Source organism: Lipingzhangella halophila, assembly GCF_014203805.1.
Lineage (GTDB): Bacteria > Actinomycetota > Actinomycetes > Streptosporangiales > Streptosporangiaceae > Lipingzhangella > Lipingzhangella halophila.
Genome location: NZ_JACHJT010000001.1, coordinates 1,349,487 through 1,369,571 on the forward strand (window position 1 = coordinate 1,349,487; position 20,085 = coordinate 1,369,571).

At 69.8% G+C, this 20,085-nt stretch carries 19 protein-coding genes; 1 reads left to right on the top strand and 18 read right to left on the bottom strand.

Annotation, left to right across the window (positions count from 1 at the left end; translation table 11 throughout):
• Window positions 1-20: 20 nt before the first annotated feature.
• The 15 genes from F4561_RS06045 to F4561_RS06115 all read right to left on the bottom strand — a co-directional run bounded on the left by F4561_RS06045 (window position 21) and on the right by F4561_RS06115 (window position 15,441).
• Window positions 21-638: a GTP-binding protein gene (locus F4561_RS06045; RefSeq protein WP_184575584.1), complete on the bottom strand. Its 618-nt coding sequence runs from the start codon at window positions 636-638 to the stop codon at window positions 21-23.
• On the bottom strand, window positions 613-894 hold the full coding sequence (locus F4561_RS06050) for a DUF742 domain-containing protein (RefSeq protein ID WP_246437146.1): 282 nt from the start codon (window positions 892-894) through the stop codon (window positions 613-615). The genes F4561_RS06045 and F4561_RS06050 overlap by 26 nt, the downstream gene beginning before the upstream one ends.
• A gap of 200 nt (window positions 895-1,094) precedes the next feature.
• Window positions 1,095-1,514, bottom strand: coding sequence for a roadblock/LC7 domain-containing protein (locus F4561_RS06055; protein WP_184575588.1), 420 nt, complete (start codon window positions 1,512-1,514; stop codon window positions 1,095-1,097).
• Window positions 1,511-3,091 (bottom strand): sensor histidine kinase, encoded by a 1,581-nt coding sequence (locus F4561_RS06060; protein WP_184575590.1) that lies wholly within the window; start codon window positions 3,089-3,091, stop codon window positions 1,511-1,513. The genes F4561_RS06055 and F4561_RS06060 overlap by 4 nt, the downstream gene beginning before the upstream one ends.
• A gap of 495 nt (window positions 3,092-3,586) precedes the next feature.
• Window positions 3,587-4,084, bottom strand: coding sequence for a nitroreductase family deazaflavin-dependent oxidoreductase (locus F4561_RS06065; RefSeq protein WP_184575592.1), 498 nt, complete (start codon window positions 4,082-4,084; stop codon window positions 3,587-3,589).
• A 120-nt stretch (window positions 4,085-4,204) separates the two neighbouring features.
• On the bottom strand, window positions 4,205-6,373 hold the full coding sequence (locus tag F4561_RS06070) for a heavy metal translocating P-type ATPase (RefSeq protein WP_184575595.1): 2,169 nt from the start codon (window positions 6,371-6,373) through the stop codon (window positions 4,205-4,207).
• 188 nt (window positions 6,374-6,561) lie between these two features.
• Window positions 6,562-7,755 carry a CaiB/BaiF CoA transferase family protein gene (locus tag F4561_RS06075; protein WP_184575597.1) on the bottom strand — a complete coding sequence of 398 codons (1,194 nt, stop codon included), beginning with the start codon at window positions 7,753-7,755 and terminating at the stop codon, window positions 6,562-6,564.
• A 69-nt stretch (window positions 7,756-7,824) separates the two neighbouring features.
• Window positions 7,825-8,598 (bottom strand): SDR family oxidoreductase, encoded by a 774-nt coding sequence (locus F4561_RS06080; RefSeq protein ID WP_184575599.1) that lies wholly within the window; start codon window positions 8,596-8,598, stop codon window positions 7,825-7,827.
• 26 nt (window positions 8,599-8,624) lie between these two features.
• Window positions 8,625-9,521, bottom strand: coding sequence for a dihydrodipicolinate synthase family protein (locus tag F4561_RS06085; RefSeq protein ID WP_184575601.1), 897 nt, complete (start codon window positions 9,519-9,521; stop codon window positions 8,625-8,627).
• Between the two features lie 234 nt (window positions 9,522-9,755).
• Window positions 9,756-11,333: a tripartite tricarboxylate transporter permease gene (locus tag F4561_RS06090; protein WP_184575603.1), complete on the bottom strand. Its 1,578-nt coding sequence runs from the start codon at window positions 11,331-11,333 to the stop codon at window positions 9,756-9,758.
• A 51-nt stretch (window positions 11,334-11,384) separates the two neighbouring features.
• Window positions 11,385-11,954 carry a tripartite tricarboxylate transporter TctB family protein gene (locus F4561_RS06095; RefSeq protein WP_184575605.1) on the bottom strand — a complete coding sequence of 190 codons (570 nt, stop codon included), beginning with the start codon at window positions 11,952-11,954 and terminating at the stop codon, window positions 11,385-11,387.
• Window positions 11,954-12,937, bottom strand: coding sequence for a Bug family tripartite tricarboxylate transporter substrate binding protein (locus tag F4561_RS06100; RefSeq protein WP_184575607.1), 984 nt, complete (start codon window positions 12,935-12,937; stop codon window positions 11,954-11,956). Before F4561_RS06100 ends, F4561_RS06095 begins: the two co-directional genes overlap by 1 nt.
• 23 nt (window positions 12,938-12,960) lie before the next feature.
• Window positions 12,961-13,425, bottom strand: a complete 465-nt coding sequence (locus tag F4561_RS06105; RefSeq protein ID WP_184575610.1) for a PaaI family thioesterase — start codon at window positions 13,423-13,425, stop codon at window positions 12,961-12,963.
• Window positions 13,426-13,445: 20 nt separating this feature from the next.
• A complete protein-coding gene (locus F4561_RS06110; RefSeq protein WP_184575612.1) occupies window positions 13,446-14,222 on the bottom strand; it encodes an enoyl-CoA hydratase-related protein in 777 nt (258 codons plus the stop codon).
• Complete coding sequence (locus F4561_RS06115) at window positions 14,215-15,441, bottom strand: CaiB/BaiF CoA transferase family protein (RefSeq protein ID WP_184575614.1); 1,227 nt, start codon at window positions 15,439-15,441, stop codon at window positions 14,215-14,217. The genes F4561_RS06110 and F4561_RS06115 overlap by 8 nt, the downstream gene beginning before the upstream one ends.
• Window positions 15,442-15,533: 92 nt before the next feature.
• Here F4561_RS06115 and F4561_RS06120 point away from each other — a divergent pair, with 92 nt between their 5' ends.
• Window positions 15,534-16,391 (top strand): IclR family transcriptional regulator, encoded by an 858-nt coding sequence (locus F4561_RS06120; protein ID WP_221445381.1) that lies wholly within the window; start codon window positions 15,534-15,536, stop codon window positions 16,389-16,391.
• Window positions 16,392-16,428: 37 nt separating this feature from the next.
• On the opposite strand, the gene F4561_RS06125 is transcribed toward F4561_RS06120, so the two are convergent.
• The 3 genes from F4561_RS06125 to F4561_RS06135 all read right to left on the bottom strand — a co-directional run bounded on the left by F4561_RS06125 (window position 16,429) and on the right by F4561_RS06135 (window position 19,996).
• Window positions 16,429-17,604 (bottom strand): site-2 protease family protein, encoded by a 1,176-nt coding sequence (locus F4561_RS06125; protein ID WP_184575619.1) that lies wholly within the window; start codon window positions 17,602-17,604, stop codon window positions 16,429-16,431.
• A 296-nt stretch (window positions 17,605-17,900) separates the two neighbouring features.
• Window positions 17,901-18,941: a FecCD family ABC transporter permease gene (locus tag F4561_RS06130; RefSeq protein WP_312885160.1), complete on the bottom strand. Its 1,041-nt coding sequence runs from the start codon at window positions 18,939-18,941 to the stop codon at window positions 17,901-17,903.
• A complete protein-coding gene (locus tag F4561_RS06135) occupies window positions 18,938-19,996 on the bottom strand; it encodes a FecCD family ABC transporter permease (RefSeq protein ID WP_312885161.1) in 1,059 nt (352 codons plus the stop codon). The genes F4561_RS06130 and F4561_RS06135 overlap by 4 nt, the downstream gene beginning before the upstream one ends.
• Between the last annotated feature and the right edge of the window lie 89 nt (window positions 19,997-20,085).

Below are 20,085 nucleotides of genomic sequence, written 5' to 3' on the forward strand. Positions count from 1 at the left end.
CGCCGGGGCCCGTGACGGTCTCAGGGAGCCAGCGCCGGAGCGCTCTCGTAGGTCATGGAGTAGCGGACCAACTGGGCCAGCACCCCGGCGGTCTCGGACCGGCTGCGGACATCGCAGGGGACGATCGGTACCTCGGGGCTGAGCGCCATTGCCTCGCGCACGCTCTCGACGGGGTGCATGCGCACCCCTTCGAACCGGTTGAGCACCACCATGAACGGGAGGTCGGTGTGCTTCTCGAAGTAGTCGATGACGTGGAACGAGTCGTCGAGCCGCCGCGTGTCGGCGAGTACGACCGCGCCGATGGCCCCGCGCAGCAGGTCCTCCCACATGAACCAGAACCGCGACTGCCCCGGCGTGCCGAAGACGTAAAGCCGCAGATCCTCGTCGATGCTGAGCCGGCCGAAGTCCATCGCGACCGTGGTCGAGGTCTTGTCGGGGGTCGCTGTCAGGTCGTCGTGCGCGACACTCGCCTGGGTCATGACCGCTTCGGTGTTCACCGGCGGGATCTCCGAGACCGCTCCGACCATTGTGGTCTTGCCGGTCCCGAACCCGCCCGCGATCACGATCTTCGCGGAGGTCGTGGTGGGAGCCAGACCCGGCGACTGCGAGAGTTCACTGAGCGATGGATTCGAGCCCATGGAGGATCCTCTCCAGGAGATGGCGGTTCGAGGGCTGGTCACGCCGGACCGTTGGATGGATCGCGACCCGCCCGTGATCAGCGAGGTCACTGATCAGGATCCGGGCGACGCCAATGGGCATCGAGAGTCTGGTCGCGATCTCGGTCACGGACATGGGCTCCCGGCACGCGATGTAGATTCCGCGCTGCTCGGGGGCGAGCTCCGCGTAACCGGTGGCGTTCATGCTGATCGCGGAGACCAGCGTTTCGAGCAACAATGGAGATGGCGACCTGGTCCGCCCGCCTGTGAGGCTGAACGAGCGAACCCGGTTGCTCCTCCCGGGCATGCCATTCAATTCGATCGTCTCTCCTCGTCATTGCCTGGCGCTGGTTCGGCGACCGCTGAGCGCGATCCGGGATGACGGCCGGTCGCACGTTCGGCCTGTCGGCGGCCGACCTGCCGCTGTACCGGGTCCGTTCATGAGGTGGTCGCTTCCCGGAGTTGGGACCGCAGTTGCGGGGTGAGGACGTGCGCGGCTTTGTCCGCCAGCATCGCCATCTGGTAAGCGATCACCTTCATGTCGCTCTGGTCTTTGGCGAGCACGGTGAAGCAGCTCCCGTCGCTCAGTGCGACGATGAACAGCCGGCCCTGCTCCATGCGGATCACAGTGCGCTCGCACTCTCCCTGGTCGAAGAGCCGGGACGCCTCTTGGGCGAGGCTGAACACGCCGCTGGCCACTGCGGCGAGCTTCTCGGCCAGGTCGAAGCCGAGTCCCTCGGACGCCGCGAGCCGCAGCCCGTCGCTGGAGACGACCAGTGCATGGCGCACACCAGGCACGTCGCGGACGAACTTGTCCACCAGCCAGGTGAACTGCTGCACGGAGGAGTCGGCGCTCATTGCTGATCCGCCTTTCCTGAGACTGCCGAGTGTCCTTCGGCCGTATCCGTGTCCTCATCGCCGGCCTCATTGTGTTGTCCGGCACCGTTGTCGTCACCGTCCTCCGCGGTGCCATCAGTGGCCACGGTCGGTTCCGGGTTCTCCTCGTAGGCCCGCCGGCCGCTGACGTAGCCGTCGAACTCGGCACGGACGCGCTCGGCATGACTCAAGGAGTCGCCCTTGGGTTCCTGGGCCGGTGCGGCGCCTCCGGGCGGCTGGCCGCGGATGGTGACGAACTCGTCGTCCGCGTCCTCGGCCTGGTCCGTTCTGTTCGCGGAAGCCGAAGGCACCCTCTGGGGTAATGAGCCGTTGTCCCCGCTCTGCTCCGAAGCGGGTTGGCGGCGCGGCAGTTCCGGAAGCTCATCGGGTTCACCCGAGGCGTCCGTCGGTGCGCTCTGGTCCGGAGCCGGCCGCGCCTGCGCGGCGCCGTCGACGACCCGCAGCCCCGGGGTGCCGCGTCCCGGCTCGCGACGGGGGAGTTCGGGGAGGGGTTCGTCGGCTCTGGCGGTGGTGCCACCGGCGCTGGCATCGCTCGCTGGGGGTGCCGGGGAGGCGGGGCTGTCGTGCGACTCCGGCATGGACTGTCCGCTCCCGCCCTGTTCGCTGGGGGTCTGGCTCTCCTGGACAAGTTCGGCCGGGAGGTAGACGAATCCCGACGTTCCGCTGAAGGGCCTGGTCTGGAGCTGCACCTCGATGCCATGGCGGTGCGCGAGCAGGCCAACGACGAAGAGTCCCATGTGCCGCAGCGTCTCGTCGGTGAGCATGGGGGACTCTTGCAGTTCGGCGTTGATGCGGGTGAGTTTGGCCGGCGGTATCCCGATCCCGTCGTCGGCGATCTCCACGATGAGTCCACCGTCGTCGCGGTACCGGCCGCGCACGATCACCTCGGAATCGTCTGAGGAGTTCGCCAGAGCGTTCTCCATCAGCTCGGCCAGCAGGTGGCTGAGGTCGTCGGCGGCCACGTCGCGGATGTGCAACTGCGGCAGTTCCTGGATGCGGACCCGGGTGTACTTGTCGATCTCCGACATCGCGGCCCGCGACACGTCGTGCAGCGGGATCGCGTTCTGGTGCGTGGAGCTGATCGGTTCTCCCGCCATGACCAGCAGGTTTTCGCAGTTGCGGCGCATCCGCGTACCGAGGTGGTCGACCTGGTAGAGGATCTCCAGGACGTCGGCGTCGTCCTCGCGCTCCTCCAGCCGCTGGATGAGCAGCAGTAGGGACTCGACCAGGGTCAGGTCCCGCATCGCCAGGTTCGCCAGTGCCTTGGGGAGCAGGTCGCGGTGCGCTGTGCGCAGGTGTGGCGCCGATGCAGAGGCGGCCGGCGGGTCACTGGCCGGTTCGGGTGCCGGGGGTGTGGCGACCGGCGCGTGGCTCTCGGGAGCGCCCTGAGTGGGGGCCGCCGGCGGTGCGGACTGGTAGGAGGGGGCGTAGCCGTACTGCGGGGGATAGCCGTACTGCGGGTGGGCCGGCCCGTGGTAGTCGGGAGCGGAGGCAGTGTGCGGCGGTGCGGCGGGGTAGCCGGGCCACTGCGCGGTCATCCTGGCGGTAGGCCACTGCTGCTCCGCCGGCCGCCGGCCGCGGAAAAGGCGCTTCCAGAACGACGGTCGTTGTTGAGGGCCGCTGGCGCCGGGAGCGGCACCGTCTCCGCTCTGCCCCGCCCCGGGCCCTGTTCGATGCTCTGGCCAGGCCGAGTACTCCAAGACCGGTCTCCTTCGATGAAGCCGAACAATCAGGGGGGCGTGACCGCGGCAATCGGGAATGTAGTTGCCCACATCGCCCGATGAGGCTGCTGGGTGACGATCATCATGACATCAACCAAGAGTGTTCGCAGTCACCAGCAACGATGATTCGCAGTCGGATGACCGAATAATCGGGATTGTTGCGTGGCATCGACCGATCCGTATCGTACTCGTGACACAGCGTTCGTCCTGCGCATCGCAGCAAATACCACACATCCCGCAGGCATCGCGACACCTGGGCGTTTCCGGGTTCGGCCATTGGAAATGCTGTTGGCCGGCCCTCGTCCGCGACGGTCAGTCGGGGGAGCCCGCGCTGGCGGGACGGAGCCAGACGATGGGGATTCCGCGCTCGCGGTCGGCGCCCACGCGCTCGTAGCCGGCGTCTGAGCCTTCGGTGTCGTGGCCAACGGCCTTCAGCAGGGACGCGGCGGTGCGCGGGTGCTGCCGCGCGTACGCGGCCAGGACGCGTCCGGACTCCGCCGGTGGCAGTGGGGCCGCCGTCCCCTCGTAGGAACGCCGACCAACCTGGAACCGCACCCGCGGATTGCGGGTGATGTTCTTGAACCACTGGGAGCGCGCGCCGTAGCCCGAGGCGACGAGTACGCCGCCCCACTCGTGCCGGCCGACGACCTCCAGCACGACCTGCCGGGCCTGCCCACTGTTGCGCCCGATATGTGTGAGCAGCACGAAGCGGGAGCCGAGCAGGCTGCCCAGGCCGATCCGATAGATCCAGATGGGTGCGCGGTAGATCGCGCGCTTGATGGGCGTGCGGGGCGGATGTGCGAACGTCACCCGGTTGGCCTCCTCGTTTCGTCGAGCGCGGCCGTGCTCGAACCTCGCTGGGAGTGCCCCGGTCGCGCAACGGGGCTCGTTGCCGATCGTCGCATCCCGGCGGTCGCGCGGGCGCTCTGGTCAGGTTTCCGGCATGGCCCGGGGACGCAGGTCGATCCGGCGCAGGAACTGGGCGTTGATGGCGACGATGATTGTGGAGAAGCTCATCAGCACTGCGCCCACGGCCATGGGAAGTACGAACCCGGCCCACGCCAGCACGCCCGCGGCGAGCGGGATCGCGGCCAGGTTGTAACCGGCGGCCCACCACAGGTTCTGTGTCATCTTGCGGTAGCTTGCCGCCGAGAGCCGCTTGACCGCGACCACTGCGCGGGGGTCATCGGAGGCCAGGACGATTCCGGCGGACTCGATCGCCACGTCGGTGCCCGCGCCGATCGCGATACCGACGTCGGCCCGGGCCAGAGCGGGGGCGTCGTTGATGCCGTCGCCCACCATGGCCACCGTGTGGCCGCGCGCCCGCAGGTCGGTGACCGCGGTGTCCTTGTCCTCGGGCAACACCTCGGCGAACACCTCGTCGATTCCCAGGTCCGCGGCGACCGCGTCGGCGACCTGCCGGGCGTCGCCGGTGATCATCGCGACCTTGACGCCCATGTGGTGCAGCGCGGCGACGGCGTCCCGGGACTCCTCGCGCACCTGGTCCTCCAGTGTCAGCGCGCCCGCGATCTCCTCGTCGCGCAGTACGTAGAGCACGGCGGCGCCGCGTTGCCGCCACTGGTCGATCGTCTCGGCGAGAGCGTCCGGTACCCGCAGGTCGTGTTCCCGCAGCAGCGCGGGTCCGCCGACGGCGACGGTGGAGTCACCAACACGCGCCTTGACCCCGCGCCCGGTCATCGAACGGTGGTCGTGGGCCGCGGGAGTCTCGCCGCCGTGCGCGCGGGCCGCGGCGACGATGGCGCGGGCGAGTGGGTGCTCGCTCTCGGACTCGACGGCGGCGGCCAGCGCCAGCAGCGCGTCCCGGTCGCCGTCGGTGGCGGCGACGCCGGTGACCGCGTGCTCGCCTTTTGTCAGCGTTCCCGTCTTGTCGAACAAGACGGCGTCGACGGAGCGGGTCCGCTCCAGCGCCAGCCGATCCTTGACCAGGATGCCGTTGCGGGCCGACTTGGCGGTCGAGATAGAGGTCACCAGTGGGATCGCCAGGCCGAGCGCGTGCGGGCAGGCGATGATCAGAACGGTCACCGAGCGGGTCAGCGCGGCGGCGGGCTGGCCGAGCAGCGCCCAGGCGGCCACGGTGAGGGCGGCCGCGGCCACGGCGACGTAGAAGAGCAGTGCGGCGGCCCGATCGGCCAGCACCTGGGAACGCGAGGTGGACTGCTGGGCCTCGGCCACCAGCCGCTGGATCCCGGCCAGGGCGGTGTCCTCGCCGATGGCCGAGACGCGTACCCGCACGGAGCTGTCGGTGGCGACGCTGGCCGCAATGACCCGGTCGCCCTCTCCGCGGGCCACGGGGGTGGACTCGCCCGTGACCATCGACTCGTCGACGTCCGCGCCTCCGTGCACGATTGTGCCGTCAGCGGGAATCCGGCTACCGGGACGCACCAGGACGGTGTCGCCGACCCGCAGGTCGCCGATCGTGACGGTCTCGGTGCCGCCGTCAGGGGTGACGCGTTCGGCCTCGTCCGGCAGCAGTTCGGCGAGCGCCTGCAACGCCCCCCGCGCCTGGCCGATTGCGCGCATCTCCATCCAGTGGCCGAGCAGCATTACCACGATCAGCAGAGCCAGTTCCCACCACACCTCGACGGTGAACAGGCCCAGACTGGCGGCCATGCTCGCAACGAAAGCCACGGCAATGGCCATGCCGATCAGCAGCATCATCCCGGGCTGGCGAGCGCGCGCCTCGGCGGCCCCGCCGGCCAGGAAAGGCCAGCCGCCGTAGAGGACGATGACCGTGCCGAGTACGGGGGCGACCCAGGAGATTCCGGGGAAGCGCAGCGTGTAGCCGAACCACTCCATGATCATGGGGCTGGTGGCCACGACCGGGATCGAGAGGGCCAGGGACAGCCAGAACCGGTCGCGGAACATCGCCGGACTGTGGTGGGAGTGCTCGTCGTGACCGCTGTTGGCGCCGTGTCCCGCGTGCCCGCCGTCGCCCGTGTGGTCGGACTCGGCCGTACTGTCGTGTGAAGCACCGGTTGCCTGGTCGCCGTGGGCTGAATGCGGCGCACCACTTTTCCGCCCGGGGGCGTGTGTGGCGCCCTGGCCGTCGCGGGCGTTCGGGGTGGTGTGCCGGTCCATCGCTCGTCCTCCTTGTTGGTGACGCACGACCACCATATACCCCTAAGGGGTATATGGTGAATAGGTGTCGACCATAGTTCGCACTGGGCCGACTACCAAGTTCGGTCCCGGTTCCAACGCGCCACGGGCCTCCGGGAAACGTGGCGCGCGCCCGAGGGCGGGCGGGCACGGATGTGCCCGCCCACTGGTCAGTCCCCGGAGCCGGTGTCCTCACCCGCCAGCCAGGACCGGATGGCCGGGCCGTCCTCGTCCAGCAGCGGGGGTGCCGCGAACTCGCGGTTCGTGGTCTCGCTGCCATCGGGCGCGAAGAACCGCAACGGCGGTCCCGGCAGCGAGGTCGTTCCCAAGGTCGGGTGTTCGACATCGACCAGCAGTCCCTGTGAGTGGGTCTGCGGCCACTCGTAGACCTCGTCGATACCCCGTACCCGTCCCGCGGGGATTCCGACCGCGGCCAGCTCGCGCAGCAGGTCCTCGAGGTTCCACGCGGCGAAGGCCGATTCGAGCGACTCGATGGTGCGCTCCCGGTTGGCGACCCGCTCGCTGTTGCTGGCCAGGCCGGGCTCGTCTGGATCGCGACCGGTGATCCCGCACAGCGCGCGCCATTGCGCCTGGCTGCCCACGGCGATCTGCACCGCGCCGTCGGCGCACCGGAACAGCCCGTAGGGCGCGATGGCCGGATGGTGGTTGCCTCCCGCCTGCCCGACCTTCCCGGCGACGGTGTAGGCCGTCCCCTGGAACGCGTGCGCTCCGACGATGCTGGCCAGCAGCGATGTGCGGACCACCTGCCCGCGGCCGGTCCGCTCGCGCTCCCGCAACGCGCTGGCCACACCGAACGCGCCGTAGATCCCGGCGAGGAGGTCCCCGATGGGCACGCCCACCCGCTGCGGGTCCTCCGGGCCCGACCCGGTGAGCGACATCAGACCCGCCTCGCCCTGGGCGATCTGGTCATAGCCGGCGCGCCCGCCCTCGGGGCCGTCGTGTCCGAACCCGGTGATCGAGAGCACCACGAGCCCGGAGTTGAGCGCGAACAGCCGATCGGGGTCGAAGCCCAGCCGGTCCAGAACACCGGCCCGGAAGTTCTCCACCAGGACGTCGGCCCGCTCGATCAGCGAGGCCAGGGTGTCGCGGCCGGAGTCGGACTTGAGATCGAGGGTGATCGACTCCTTGCCCCGGTTGCACGACTGGAAGTACGTGGACTCGGGCTCCCCGCCTCCCTCGGGGGTGACGAACGGAGGCCCCCACGTACGGGAGTCGTCGCCGGTACCCAGCGACTCCACCTTGATGACCCGGGCGCCTTGGTCCGCCAGCATCATCGCGGCGTGCGGGCCCGCCAGGGCCCGGCTGAGGTCGATGACGGTGATGCCGCTCAGTGTGGCGCTCAACGCCGCACCCTCCTTCGTGTTCCAACTTGTGTCCACGCGGGTTCCCGCACCGGAGCTCGGCGTGGCTGGTCAGTACGAGCCGACGAGCCCTCCGTCGCAGCGGATCTGCTCGCCGTTGACGTAGGAGGCGCCGTTGCCGCAGAGGAAGGTCACCAGGGCGGCGAACTCGTCGGGCCGGCCGTAGCGCCCGGCCGGGATGGTCGCCTCCGAACGCGCCCGGGCCTCGGCGGCCTCGATGCCCTGCCGTTGGGCCGCCGCGCTGTCGAGCTGGGCCACGCGCTCGGTGTCGATGCGACCGGGCAGCACCATGTTGACGGTGACACCGTCGGCGGCGACCACGGAGGTCAGCGACTTCAGGTAGGCCGCGATCCCGGCGCGGGCGATGTTGGACAGGGCGAGCCCGGGAATGGGCTGCTGCACACCACTGGACCCGACTCCGACGATGCGCCCCCAGTTCCGTTCCCGCATCCGGGGCAGGACCAGGTCCACCATGCGCCGCTGCTGGATGAGGAGCTGTTCCAGGGCCGCGCGCAGCTTCTCGTCGTCGAACTCGGTCGCGTTGCCGGGCGGCGGACCACCGCTGTTCAGGACCAGGATGTCGATGTCGCCGAACTCCGCCGTGGCCTGGTCGACGAGACGCTCGGCCGCTCCGGCCTCGGCCAGGTCGATCTCGACGCCTGCCGCCGAGGTCAGCGCGTCGGCCTCCGCGCGAGCGCGGTCGCCGCGCCGGCCGCTGAGTACAACGTTGGCGCCCTCGGCGTCGAGCGCCCGCGCGATCGCGAGCCCGATGCCTGAGGTGGATCCGGGGATGAGGGCGGTCTTGCCCTTCAGGCCAGTGTCCATGGGTCTCCTTGCTGGGCTGTGTTGCTCTACTGGGTGCCGAGGGCGTTCAGGTGGCCGGTCAGCAATGGGCGCAGGGCGGCCGGCATCGGCGGGCCGGGCGGGCGTACCGCGGGGTCCTGCAGCAGCCCGCGCCGGTGCAGGACCTCCTTGCGGATGGCCAGCCCGATCCCGGGTTGGGCCTCGAAGTTCACCAGCGGCAGCCACCGCTGGAAGGCCGCGCGGGCGGAGTCGCCGCCGTGGGTGTACCAGGCGTCCAGGGTCGCGCGCAGCCCTTCGGGGTGCGAGAAGCCGGTCATGACGCCCGCGGCACCGGCGGCCAGCTCGTCGAGCAGGCCGACGCCGCCGAGCCCACCGAAGACGGAAACCGGTGTCTCCGCGGTGAGCTGGGCGATCACGGCAGCGGTGGGCGGGGCCTCCGACTTGACCGCCGCCACGTACGGCATCTCCCGCAGCGCGCTCAGCAGTGCCGCCGGTGTGATCCGGACTCCCGAGGCAACGGGGTAGTCCTGGACCACGAGCGGTGTCTGGGACGCCTCGTGGACCGCGTCGAAATGCCGCCGCAGTGTGGCCGGGTCGGCGGAGTTGGCCTGCACCATGAACGCGGTGGGGGAGACCTCCGCCGCCAGGATCGAGCGCGCCTGCTCGATCGCCGGCGCCGTCGTCAGGGCCGAAAGCCCCACGACGATCGGGGTGTCGCCGGCCTCGGCGCGCACCGCCCGCGCAACGCTGCGCTGCTCAGCGCTGTCGAGCGCGGCGCCCTCACCGAAGACGCCGAGCGCGACCAGGCCCGCGGCACCCAGGTCGAGGTAGAGCCGCACCTGCGCGCGCAGCGAGTCGACGTCGACCTCGGCGCCGCCGTTGCGGAACGGTGTGGCGAGGACTCCCCAGAGGCCGTGCGGCAGGGGAGCTACGGATTCGCTCATCGAGTTGTGGTTCCCCGTTCTTGTCCAGTCGGTCTGTGCGCACCCATGATCCCTGCCGCTCCCAACGGGTGATCACGGTCCCCCCGCGCGCCGCTGCTCCGCGCCTGTTGTGTTGATCGTGAGCATCCCGTTCCTTCGCGGCGCCTTGAAGGAACGGGATGCTCACGATCGCCGATGAGCTCGATGCGCCCCGCCGCCTCCGTTGGGCGCCGTACCACGCACCCCATCACCGATTCAGGAGCGCTCCGCCTCCTGAGCGTTGTCCTGTTGCGCGCTTTCGGAGCTGTCCGCCTGCCGCCGGGCGATCCGGCGGCCGACCGCCCGTTTGACCGGCACCGCGATGAGGGGCATCAGCAGCAGCGCCGCGGCCACGCACAGCAGCACCAGGGACGGCTGCCGGGACACGAAGATCCCGAAGCTGCCGTCGGAGATGATCAGTGATTGGCGAAGCGTCTGCTCCGCTGACGGTCCCAGAACCAGCGCGATCACCAGTGCAGCGGGGGAGAGCCCGTACAGCCGCATGAAGAAGCCGATGAACCCGCAGGCGAACATGATGCCCACCTCGATGACGCTGCCGTTCACCGTGAAGGCGCCGAACGCGCACAGCACGATGATCAGCGGAGCGAGGGTGGGCAGCGAGATCCGGGTCACGGAGGCGAACAACGGGATGCAGAAGATGTTCACCGCGATCAGCATCACGTTGCCCAGGAACATGCTGCCGATGAGCCCCCACGCGAACTCCGGGTTCTGCTCCATCAGCAGCGGGCCCGGTTGCAGCCCCCACATGAGGAACCCGCCGAGCAGCACCGCCGTCGACGCCGAGCCGGGGATGCCCAGTGTGAGCAGCGGAACCATGGCCCCCGTGGCGGCCGCGTTGTTCGCCGCTTCCGGTCCGGCGAGGCCGGCCGGGGCGCCGGTGTTCCCGAACCGCTCCGGCTTGCGCGAGATGCCCTTCTCGACGCTGTAGGACATCAGGGAGGCGACGGTGGCACCGGCGCCCGGGATGATCCCCATCCCGAATCCGAGCGGTGCGCCGCGGGCGATGGCGGGCCCGCTCTCTCGCCACTCGGCCCGGGTCGGCCAGAAGGCCGACTTCGCGCGGACGTCGACCGGGGCGCTTCCCTTCTGGTGCACCCCGTTGTACAGCGTCCACAGGATCTCGCCGAGCCCGAACAGGCCGATGGCCACCGGGATGAACGGGATCCCGTTGATCAGCTCGGTGGAGCCGAACGTGTAGCGCTGCTCGCCACCGCCGACGTCGACCCCGACCGTGCCGATCACAAAACCGAGGATGACCGACAGCGCGCCGCGCACCCAGTTCTTGCCCACCAGAATGATCATCGTGAGCAGGCCGAGCATGACGAGCAGGAACAGTTCGGGCGGTCCGAAGCTCGACGTGACCGACGCGGCGGCCGGCGCGGTGAGGGCGAGCAGCACGGCCGCCACGGTGCCCGCCGCGAACGACGCGAGCGCGCCCAGGATCAGCGCCGGTGCGGCCCGGCCCCGGCACGCCATGGGATAGCCCTCGAGTGCCGTTGGCACACTCGCGGCGTCCCCCGGGGCGTTGATGAGCACCGAGGTGATCGTGCTGCCGTAGAACGCCCCGTAGTAGACCGCGGCGAGCATGACGATGGCGTTGACGGGATCCAGGCCGAACGTCAGCGGTAGCAGGATCGCGAGACCGGCAGACGGTCCCAGACCGGGGATGACGCCCACGACCATTCCGGCGAGTACGCCGACAAGCAGCAGCAGGACGGTTGTGGGTGAAAGCACACTGGCTATGCCGTGCAGCAAATTGCTGAAGAGGTCCATAATGGACTCCGAGGGGTACTGGTAATCGAAGGGTCGGTGGGGTGGTCCCCGTCACAGAAAGTCGGTTATCCCACCCGGGAGTCCGGCTTCCAGCCACAGTTCGAAAAGAGCATAGAGAAACAGTGGGAATGCCACGCTGAGGACCGCTCTGTGCGCCATTCGGTTCCGCTCGATGAGGAAGTACATCACGAGGAGGAACGCGATCGCGGTCACGGGAGCGCCGACGGGAATGAAGACGGTGACGAAGCCCGCCAGCGCCAGCCCGATCAGAGCGAGCAGGGCGGGATGCTTCTTCGCGCCCGGTTGGGCGTCCCCCTCGGCGGCGGCCGCCGCCGGCCGGAGGCTCATGAGTACCCCGGTCAGCGACAGCGCGATACCACAGAATCCGATAATTCGGGGGAAGAACCCCGGGCCGATTCGTCCCGCCTGTGTGGTCCACTCCATGTCGAACGCCAGAATTGTGTAGATTCCCATGATGATCCCGATCACGGCGTAGAAGGCGACAGGGCCGTAACTACGCCGTTCCGGGATTGCCTCGGGCGAGTCCGTTGGGTTGGGAACCTGCGGTGGCGAGTCGGCGACCTGCTGGGTGGCGGGAGTCGTCGATTGCGTCTCGCTCATCAGATAGCTCCGTGCTCCTCGAGGTTCTCCTCAAGTTCGGTGGCGTTTTCCTCAAGGTAGGAGTCGAAGTCGTCGCCCCAGCGCACGTCCTCGGCGAGGTAGTTCTCGTCGAGGTACTGCTGCCACTTCTCGGTCTCGACGACCTCCTTCATGGTCTCGATCCACCACTCGCGGGCGTAGTCGGGGGCGTCCGGCGGCAGGATGAGGCCGCGCGGCATCGAGACCATGTTCTCGTACTCGTAGTCCGTGGCGGTCGGGACGTCGGGCAGTGCCTTCAGTGGTTCCGGACCGGTGAAGAGCAGCGGGTTCACTTCCTCGGCCTCGACCTGGCCGAGAATGGAGCCGGGGTTGGAGACCGTGGCGTCCAGGCTGCCGGAGAGCAGGGCCGTCTGCATCTGGCCCTCCTCGTCGAACGGCACGTAGTCGATCTCGTAGCCGGCCTGCTCGGCGAGTTCCGCCTGGAGGATGAAGTCGATGTTGACCGTGCCGATTCCGCCGACGGTGACCGTGCCTTCCTCGTCGGCGAACTCGAGCCAGTCGTCCCAGCTCTCGATGTCACTGTCGCCGGGCGTGACGAACAGCGCGTCGTCCGTGGCGAACAGCCCGACCCCGGTGAAGTCCTCGTAGGTCCAGCCGGTGTCGGCCTCCAGAGGGGTGGTGAGGAACGAGCCCGAGGTGGTGGAGATCGTGTACGGGTCACCGGACTGGCTGAGCACGTGTCCCCAGCCGGTCGAGCCGCTGCCCCCCTCGCGGTTCTCGACCACGATGTCGCTCGGGTACAGCTCCTCGTCCTCGAGGATCTCCACCATGGTGCGGGACATGATGTCGTTGCCTCCGCCGGGGCCGAAGGCGATGGTCCAGTCCAGCTCCTTGCTGGGGTAGTCCTCGGCGTCCTCCTGGCTCTCCGAGCCGGCGCCGCAGGCGCTGGTGGCGAGGACCAGTGTGGTCGTCGCGATGACAGAAGCGACAGAGATCTTTCGCACTTTCCTTCTCCTCACTCCCGGTGCTAACCGGAAACGTGCGGAACCGCCGGATTCTGCTGGCCGGTGGCGGTAAGACGGTGCCACGTGGCTGTGGCGTGAGCGGCGAGACGCCCTTCGGCGTCGTGAAGGCGCGATTCCAGATGGACGATCGTGCGTCCCTGTTTCAGGATCCGCGCCTCGCTGTGGCTGTCACCTGTGACCGGCCGAAAGAACCGGGTGTTCATGTCAAGAGTGACAGCGGTCGAGAGGAAGCGATTGCAGAGGTGGCCCATAGCGATGTCCAGCACCATGGTGAGGATGCCCCCATGGACCGTGCCCTGCGGGTTGTGCAGCATGGGCGAGTACGGCAGCCGTACTGCGCAGGACTGCTCCTGCTCGTCGTAGGAGATGTCCAGATCGAGTAGCTTCGCGAGGAAGAAGGAGCCGAACTCGGGCCGTGCGGTCCGCGCGGCCTGGTCGACATGGTCGAGTAGTGCGGCCCGGTCCACGGGCGCCACCTCCGGGGGGTTCAGGCGAAGTCGGGGCTTCGCTTCTCCAGGAACGCGCGGACGCCTTCGGCGTAGTCGTCGGTGTCGAACGACGAGTTGCGCAGCTCGGTAGTGGCCTCGTCGTCCTCGGCCTGGCCGGCGTTGATACGCCGGACGATCTCCTTGGTCGCCCGCACGCTGTACTGCGCGCGCGAGGTAATGGCCTGGGCGAACTCGGCGGTGGCCGACTCCAGCTCCTCGGGCGCGTGCAGGCTGTCCGCCAGGCCGATGCGCAGCGCCCGTTCGGCGTCGACGTGCAGGCCGGAGTACAGGATCCATTTCGCCTGGGCGGGGCCCACCAGGTCCACCAGGCGCTTGGTGGATTCCAGGCTGTAGACCAGGCCGAGCTTGGCCGGGGTGATGCCGAACCGCCCGTTGTGGTCAGAGAACCGGAGGTCGCACGCGAGCGCCAGGCCGCACCCGCCGCCGATGCAGAAGCCGTGCACCATCGCGATACTGGGCTTGGTCATGCGCTCCAGCGCGTGCTCGGCCGCCGCGACGTGCTCGTTGTAGTTGCGCGCGCTTTCCGCGTTGCCGCGCACCTCCTCGAACTCGTGGATGTCGGCGCCGGCCGCGAACGCCTTGGTGCCGGCTCCGCGCACGACCAGGACCTTGACGTTGGGGTCGTTGTCGACCGACTGCACCAGTTTGGGGAGCTCCTGGTACATGCCCAGGCTGATGGCGTTGCGGCTGTCCGGCCGGTTGATGGTCAGGGTCGCGACGGCGCCCTCGCGGTCGATGAGCAGTTCGTCAGGCATTGCTCTCCCCTTGAGCCAGGTCGGGGTGCGCCTCGTAGGCGACACCGGAGGCGTACAGCGCGTCGATCTCCTCCGTGTCGAGCCCGGTCTCCCGCAGCACTGTGCGCGTGTGCTGGCCCAGCAGGGGGGCGGGGCCCTCGACGGCGAAATCGATGTTCTGGAACTTGGTCGGCGGGGCGATCGTCTGCATGGGACCGATAACCGGATGGTCGATCTCCGAGATCATCTCCCGCGCCTGCACGTGCGGGTCTTGGAGCGTCTCGTCATAGGTCAGGACGGGCCCGCCCGGCACGCCCGCCTCGTCCAGCAGCTTGATCCACTCGCTGGTCGCGTTGGTCGTGGTGATGGCCTCGATCTCCTCCTGCAGTTCGTCGATGTGGTCCATCCGGGCCTGCAGGGTGCTGAACCGCTCGTCCTCCAGCCATTCGGGCCGGCCCAGTACGTGTTGCACCAGGCGGGTCCACAGCCGGTCGTTGTTCGCCCCGATGGTGACGTAGCCATCGGACGTCGCGTAGGCCTGGTAAGGGGTGCTCCGGCGGTGCCGGGTCCCGGTCGCGGCGGGGACCTCGCCGCTACCGAAGTAGGCGCCCGATTCCCAGACGGTCCAGGCCAGCCCCGCTTCGAGCAGCGAGATGTCGATGTACTCGCCCTCCCCGCTGGTACGGCGGGCCATTTCGGCGGCGAGGATCGAGTAGATCGCGGTGGATCCGGCGGCGATGTCGTTGACCGCGATTCCGACCTTCGTCGGGCGGCCACCGGGGTGCCCGGTCATCCGCATGAACCCGCTCGCGCCCTGGGCCATGATGTCGAAGCCCGGCCGGTCGCGGTACGGCCCGGTCTGGCCGAACCCGCTGATCGAGCAGTAGAGGATGTCGGGCCGGACGCGGCGGACATCGTCGTAGGAGATCCCCAGCCGGTCCACGACGCCCGGCCGGAAGTTCTCGATCACCAGGTCGGCCTGTTCGGCCATGCGCAGGAAGGCGCGCAGGCCCTCCTCCTCCTTGAGGTTCAGTGCGACGCTGCGCTTGCTGCGGTTGGGCATCCCGAAGGGGTAGCTCTCACCGTTCACCTTCGGACCCAGGCGGCGGGAGTCGTCGCCTGACTCGGGTGGCTCCACCTTGATGACGTCGGCTCCCAGTTCGGCAAGCACCATCGTGCAGTAGGGGCCGGAAAGGAACCGCGTCAAGTCCAGGACCCGGAATCCCTTGAGTGGTTTCATGTGCACCGATCTTTCCCGTAATATGGGATAGCATCTTGTATAGCAGGAAGATATGTATTAACGTGCGGATACGTCAATGGGGTGGAGTGAGATTGACCAAGAATTCGGAACAACCGCCGAGGCAGAGCGGGCGCGAGGGCGGGTCGGGTGTCCAGTCGATCGACCGGGCGGTCCTGATCCTGCGGTGCTTCGGATCGCGCGCCCCGGAGCTCGGTATCAGCGACATCGCGCGCGCCACGGACCTGTCGACCAGTACCGCGCACCGACTGCTGGCGTCCCTGCAGCACAACGGTCTGGTACGGCAGACGGCCGAACGGCGCTACGTGCTGGGACCGCTCCTCGTGCAACTGGCCGGGAGCGGGGCGCTTCCCGCGTCCCTGCGCGACGCCGCGGTCGAGACCATGCGCGCGCTCCGGGACCGTACGGACGAGACCGTGGGCCTACACGAGCTGCTGTCCACGAACCAGCGCGCCGTCATCGACCAGGCCGAGAGCCACCACGCCCTGCGCCGCACCTACACCGAGCTGGGCCTGCCGATCCCACTGCCCCACGGGGCGCCGGGCAAGGCGATCCTGGCGTTCGTGCCGCGGGCCGTGAGTGACGAGGTACTGGCGAAACCAATAGAGCCGGCGACGCCGTCGACAATCACCGATCCGCAGGAGCTGCGCGTCCAGCTCGAACGCGTGCGCGCCGACGGATTCGCGATGTCGTTCTGCGAGCGCACGCCCGGTATCCACACGGTCGCCGCTCCGGTATTCGGCGGCGGTTCCCGGGTCGTGGGATGCATGAGCATCAGTGGGCCCGAGGTGCGCATGCCCCGATCCCGCCTTGAGGCGCTGTCCATCGACGTCAAGCGCGCCTCGTGGCAGGTATCGGAGGTCCTTGGCGCCACACGGGAAGGGGTGCAACGCTGCGTCGAGCACGCGGCCCCGTCGCCACTCGGCGGGTGAGCGCGATACCGGTCCCCACGCGTGTCAAGAGGTGCGGTTACGTGTCCCGGTTGAGGTCCGCGCCCCGCGGCGGGTAGGGGTCCCAGGAGCGCAGGTCCGCGGCCGAGGCCAGGCGAGCGATGTCGCCCGGCGAGACCACCGCGACCACCCGGCCGGCTTCGTCGAGCACGACCGCCCGGCCGTCGCCGCACCCGTGCATCCGCGGGAGCAGCTCGGTGACGGCCTCGTCGGCGTGCGCGGTGGGCACCTCCTCCGGGGCGCAGGCGATCTGTTCCAGCAGGGTGTCCGCGCGCCGCTCCGTGGAGACGGCTCGGATCCGGTTCAGCGTCACCAGGCCGGTCAGCCGGCCGTGCTCGTCGACCAGCGGGTAGGTGGAGAACGGCCGGTGGAGCACCACGTGGTCGATGAACTCCGCGACCGTGGCCCGCGGCGGCGCGGTTACCAGCGCGGTCGACATCACCTGGCGCACCGGTACCCCGTGGAGCCGGGTTGTCAGCCGCGCCTGGCTTCCCTCGGCGGCGGCCGCGTGCACCATGAAGAGGCCGATGAGCGCCAGCCAGAGCCCGCCGATACCGGAGAGGAAGAGTACCTGGGCCACCCCGAGCCCGATCAGTACCAACCCGAGGCCGCGTCCGGCCCGGGCAGCGATGGTGGCCGCCCGGTTCCGGTCGCCGGTGCGCCACCACAGCGCCGCGCGCAGCACCCGGCCGCCGTCCAGCGGCGCGGCGGGCAGCAGGTTGAAGACGGCGAGCAGAACGTTCGCCCACGCCACGAACCCGAACGTGGCGGCGACCGGTACGCCCGCCGGGCCGGTGAACCCGAAAAAGACGGCGAGCAGGCCGAAGAGGACACCGAGCGCGAGGCTGGCGAGCGGGCCAACGCCGGAGATCTGCAGCTCGTCGCGGGGCGACGACGGCTCGTCGCGCATCTGGGCGACCCCGCCGAGCAGCCAGAGTGTGATCCCGTCGATCCGGACTCCCTTGGCCCGCGCGACCACGGCGTGCGCGAGCTCGTGCAGCACGATCGACAGCACCAGCAGCAGCCCGGCGGCCAGGCCGACCAGCAGGTAGCTGGCGGTCGACCACTCGGGGAACCGCGAGGGCAGCACCCCGAACGCCAGGCCCGACCCGATGAGCAGGATAATCACCAGGACGCCGATGTTCGCGCCCACCGGGATACCGAACCAGCGTCCCAGCCCCAGCGTGGCTCGCATCTCCATCCCAGCCCTTCGTGGAGTCGGGTTCGCGCGGCCCTGGTTGGGCCCCTACCCCCGTGCGCGCGGGCTCATGTAGCGGTTTCACGCGCGCGGGGTGCGGCTGGCGCGCGGGGGCGCTGTCGGCTGGCGGACCACGCGCCGGGTCCCGTGCCGGACGTGCCCGGTGTCGGCCCCCCGGGGGTGTCGATGGCCTGGTCGGCCAGCTTGGCGGCGCCGGCTCCCATGTCGAACACCGGCTGGGCCACGGTGGGGCGGTGTTCCGGGGAGCCCCGGCCGCGCCGCCGGTCACCGGCTCAGATCCGTCCCGCCCGGCGCTCCGCTATGAGTAGCCACACCAGGTAACCGCCGCCCAGCAGCCCGGTGACCACGCCGACCGGCAGCTCGCGCCCGGGGAAGGCGCGCTGCGCGAGCCAGTCGGCGGTCACCAGCAGCGCCGCCCCCATGCACAGCGTTGCCACCAGGTTCGGGCCCGGTGCCCGGGTCAACCGGCGTGCCAGGTGCGGTGCCGTGAGCGCGACGAACAGTACCGGCCCCGCGGCGGCCGCCGCGAACGAGGCGAGCAGCACCGCCGAGGTGAGCAGCGCCAGCCGCACCCGCTCGACGCGTACCCCGAGCGAGAGCGCGGCGTCGTCGCCCATCTCCATCATGCGCAGCGCGCGCTCGCAGCCGAGCACCACCGGAACCAGCACGACCATCGCCACGAGCAGTGGCACCGCGTCGTCCCAGCCGCGGCCGGCCAGGCTGCCGGTCAGCCACAGCACGGCCCGTGCCGCGTCCACGATCTCGGCCCGTGTCAGCAGGTAACCGTTGACGCCGGTGAGGATCGCCGCGACGCCGATCCCCAGCAGGACGAGCCGGTAGCCGTGCAGCCCGCGGGGCCACAGCAGCGCGTACATCAGCACCCCGGTCAGCACGCCACCGACCACCGCGCCGACGGACAACGCGGCCGTTCCGGCCCCGATGACCACGATCACCGTCATTGCCCCGGTGGTCGCCCCCTGCGTGAATCCGAGGATGTCCGGGCTGCCCAAGGGGTTGCGTGTCAGGGTCTGGAACACCGCCCCCGAGAGGGCCAACGCGCTCCCCACCAGCAGGGCAGTGGCGACTCTGGGCAGCCGGACGTCGTGCACGATGACCAGGTCGGCCGCGGAGCCGGCCCCGCCGAGGGCGCGCACGACCTCGGACGGGCTCATCGGGTAGGCGCCGGCGCCGATGGCGAGCACCCCCAGGGCCACGGCGACCAGCGAGCACCCCGCCACGACGGCCAGTGCCCGCGGCCGGAAACGCGCGGACCACTCCCCGACACGCACGACGTTGATGTTCGGTTGGCTCACGCCCGTGCCACCCTTCGCCGCCGCACCAGGTACACAAAGAACGGTCCCACCAGGATCGCGGTCATGACCCCGACCTGGATCTCGCCCGGCCGGGCGAGCAGCCGGCCCAGGATGTCCGCGCCGAGGAACAACACCGGTGCCAGTACCGCGCAGTAGGGGAGTGCCCAGCGCAGGTCCGGCCCTGTCACGGCGCGCACCAGGTGCGGCACCGCCAGGCCGACGAAAACGATCGGCCCGCACGCCGCCGTGGCCGCTCCGCACAGCAGGGCCACCGCCAGCATGCCGAGAGCGCGGGCCCAGGCGGGGTTCACCCCGATCGCCCGCGCCGCGTCGTCTCCGAGCCCGAGCGCGTTCAGCGGCCGGCCGAGCGCGAGCGCCAGCAGCGTTCCGATGGCCACGAACGGCGCCAACTGGGCGACGGTGCCCATCTCAGAGCTGGCCAGCGAGCCGACGGTCCAGAACCGCATCCGGTCCAACGACGCGGTGTCGAGCAACTGCACCGCGTTCAGGTAGGAGTAGAGGGCGGCGTTGAGCGCCGTTCCCGCGAGTGCCAGCCGTGCGGGTGTGGCGCCGCGCCCTCCGCCGACGATGTAGACGAGTACCGAGAGCACAGCCGCGCCGGCGAAGGCGAACCACACGTAGCCGGGGAACGTGGAGACACCCAGGAAGGCGATCGCGGAGACCACGGCCGCGGACGCGCCGGCGTTGATGCCCAGGATTCCCGGGTCGCCCAGGGGGTTGCGGGTCAGCGCCTGCATCACCCCGCCGGCGAGCCCGAGCGCCGCGCCGGCCACCGCCCCGAGGAGGGTGCGGGGCAGCCGCATCTCGTGCACCACCGAGTAGTCGGCCGATCCGCTGTCGACGAGTCCGTTCCACACCTCGATCAGCGTCAGTTGCCTGGCGCCGATGGCGATGCTGGCGGCGAGCACCAGCACCAGGACCAGCAGCGCGCACAGCAACCCGATGGTGCGTGTGGCGTTCCGTCCGTACGAGGGGCGTACTGGGGGCGGCTGCGCTGCCGGTGCGTCCACTTCGGCCCGCGGAAGGTCGCTCACAGACAAGGGGGCTCCGGTTCGGGCGGGGCGGTTGCCAAGGGCGATTTTGGTTAGTTTAACCTAACACAGGTTAGGCTAAGCTACCCATC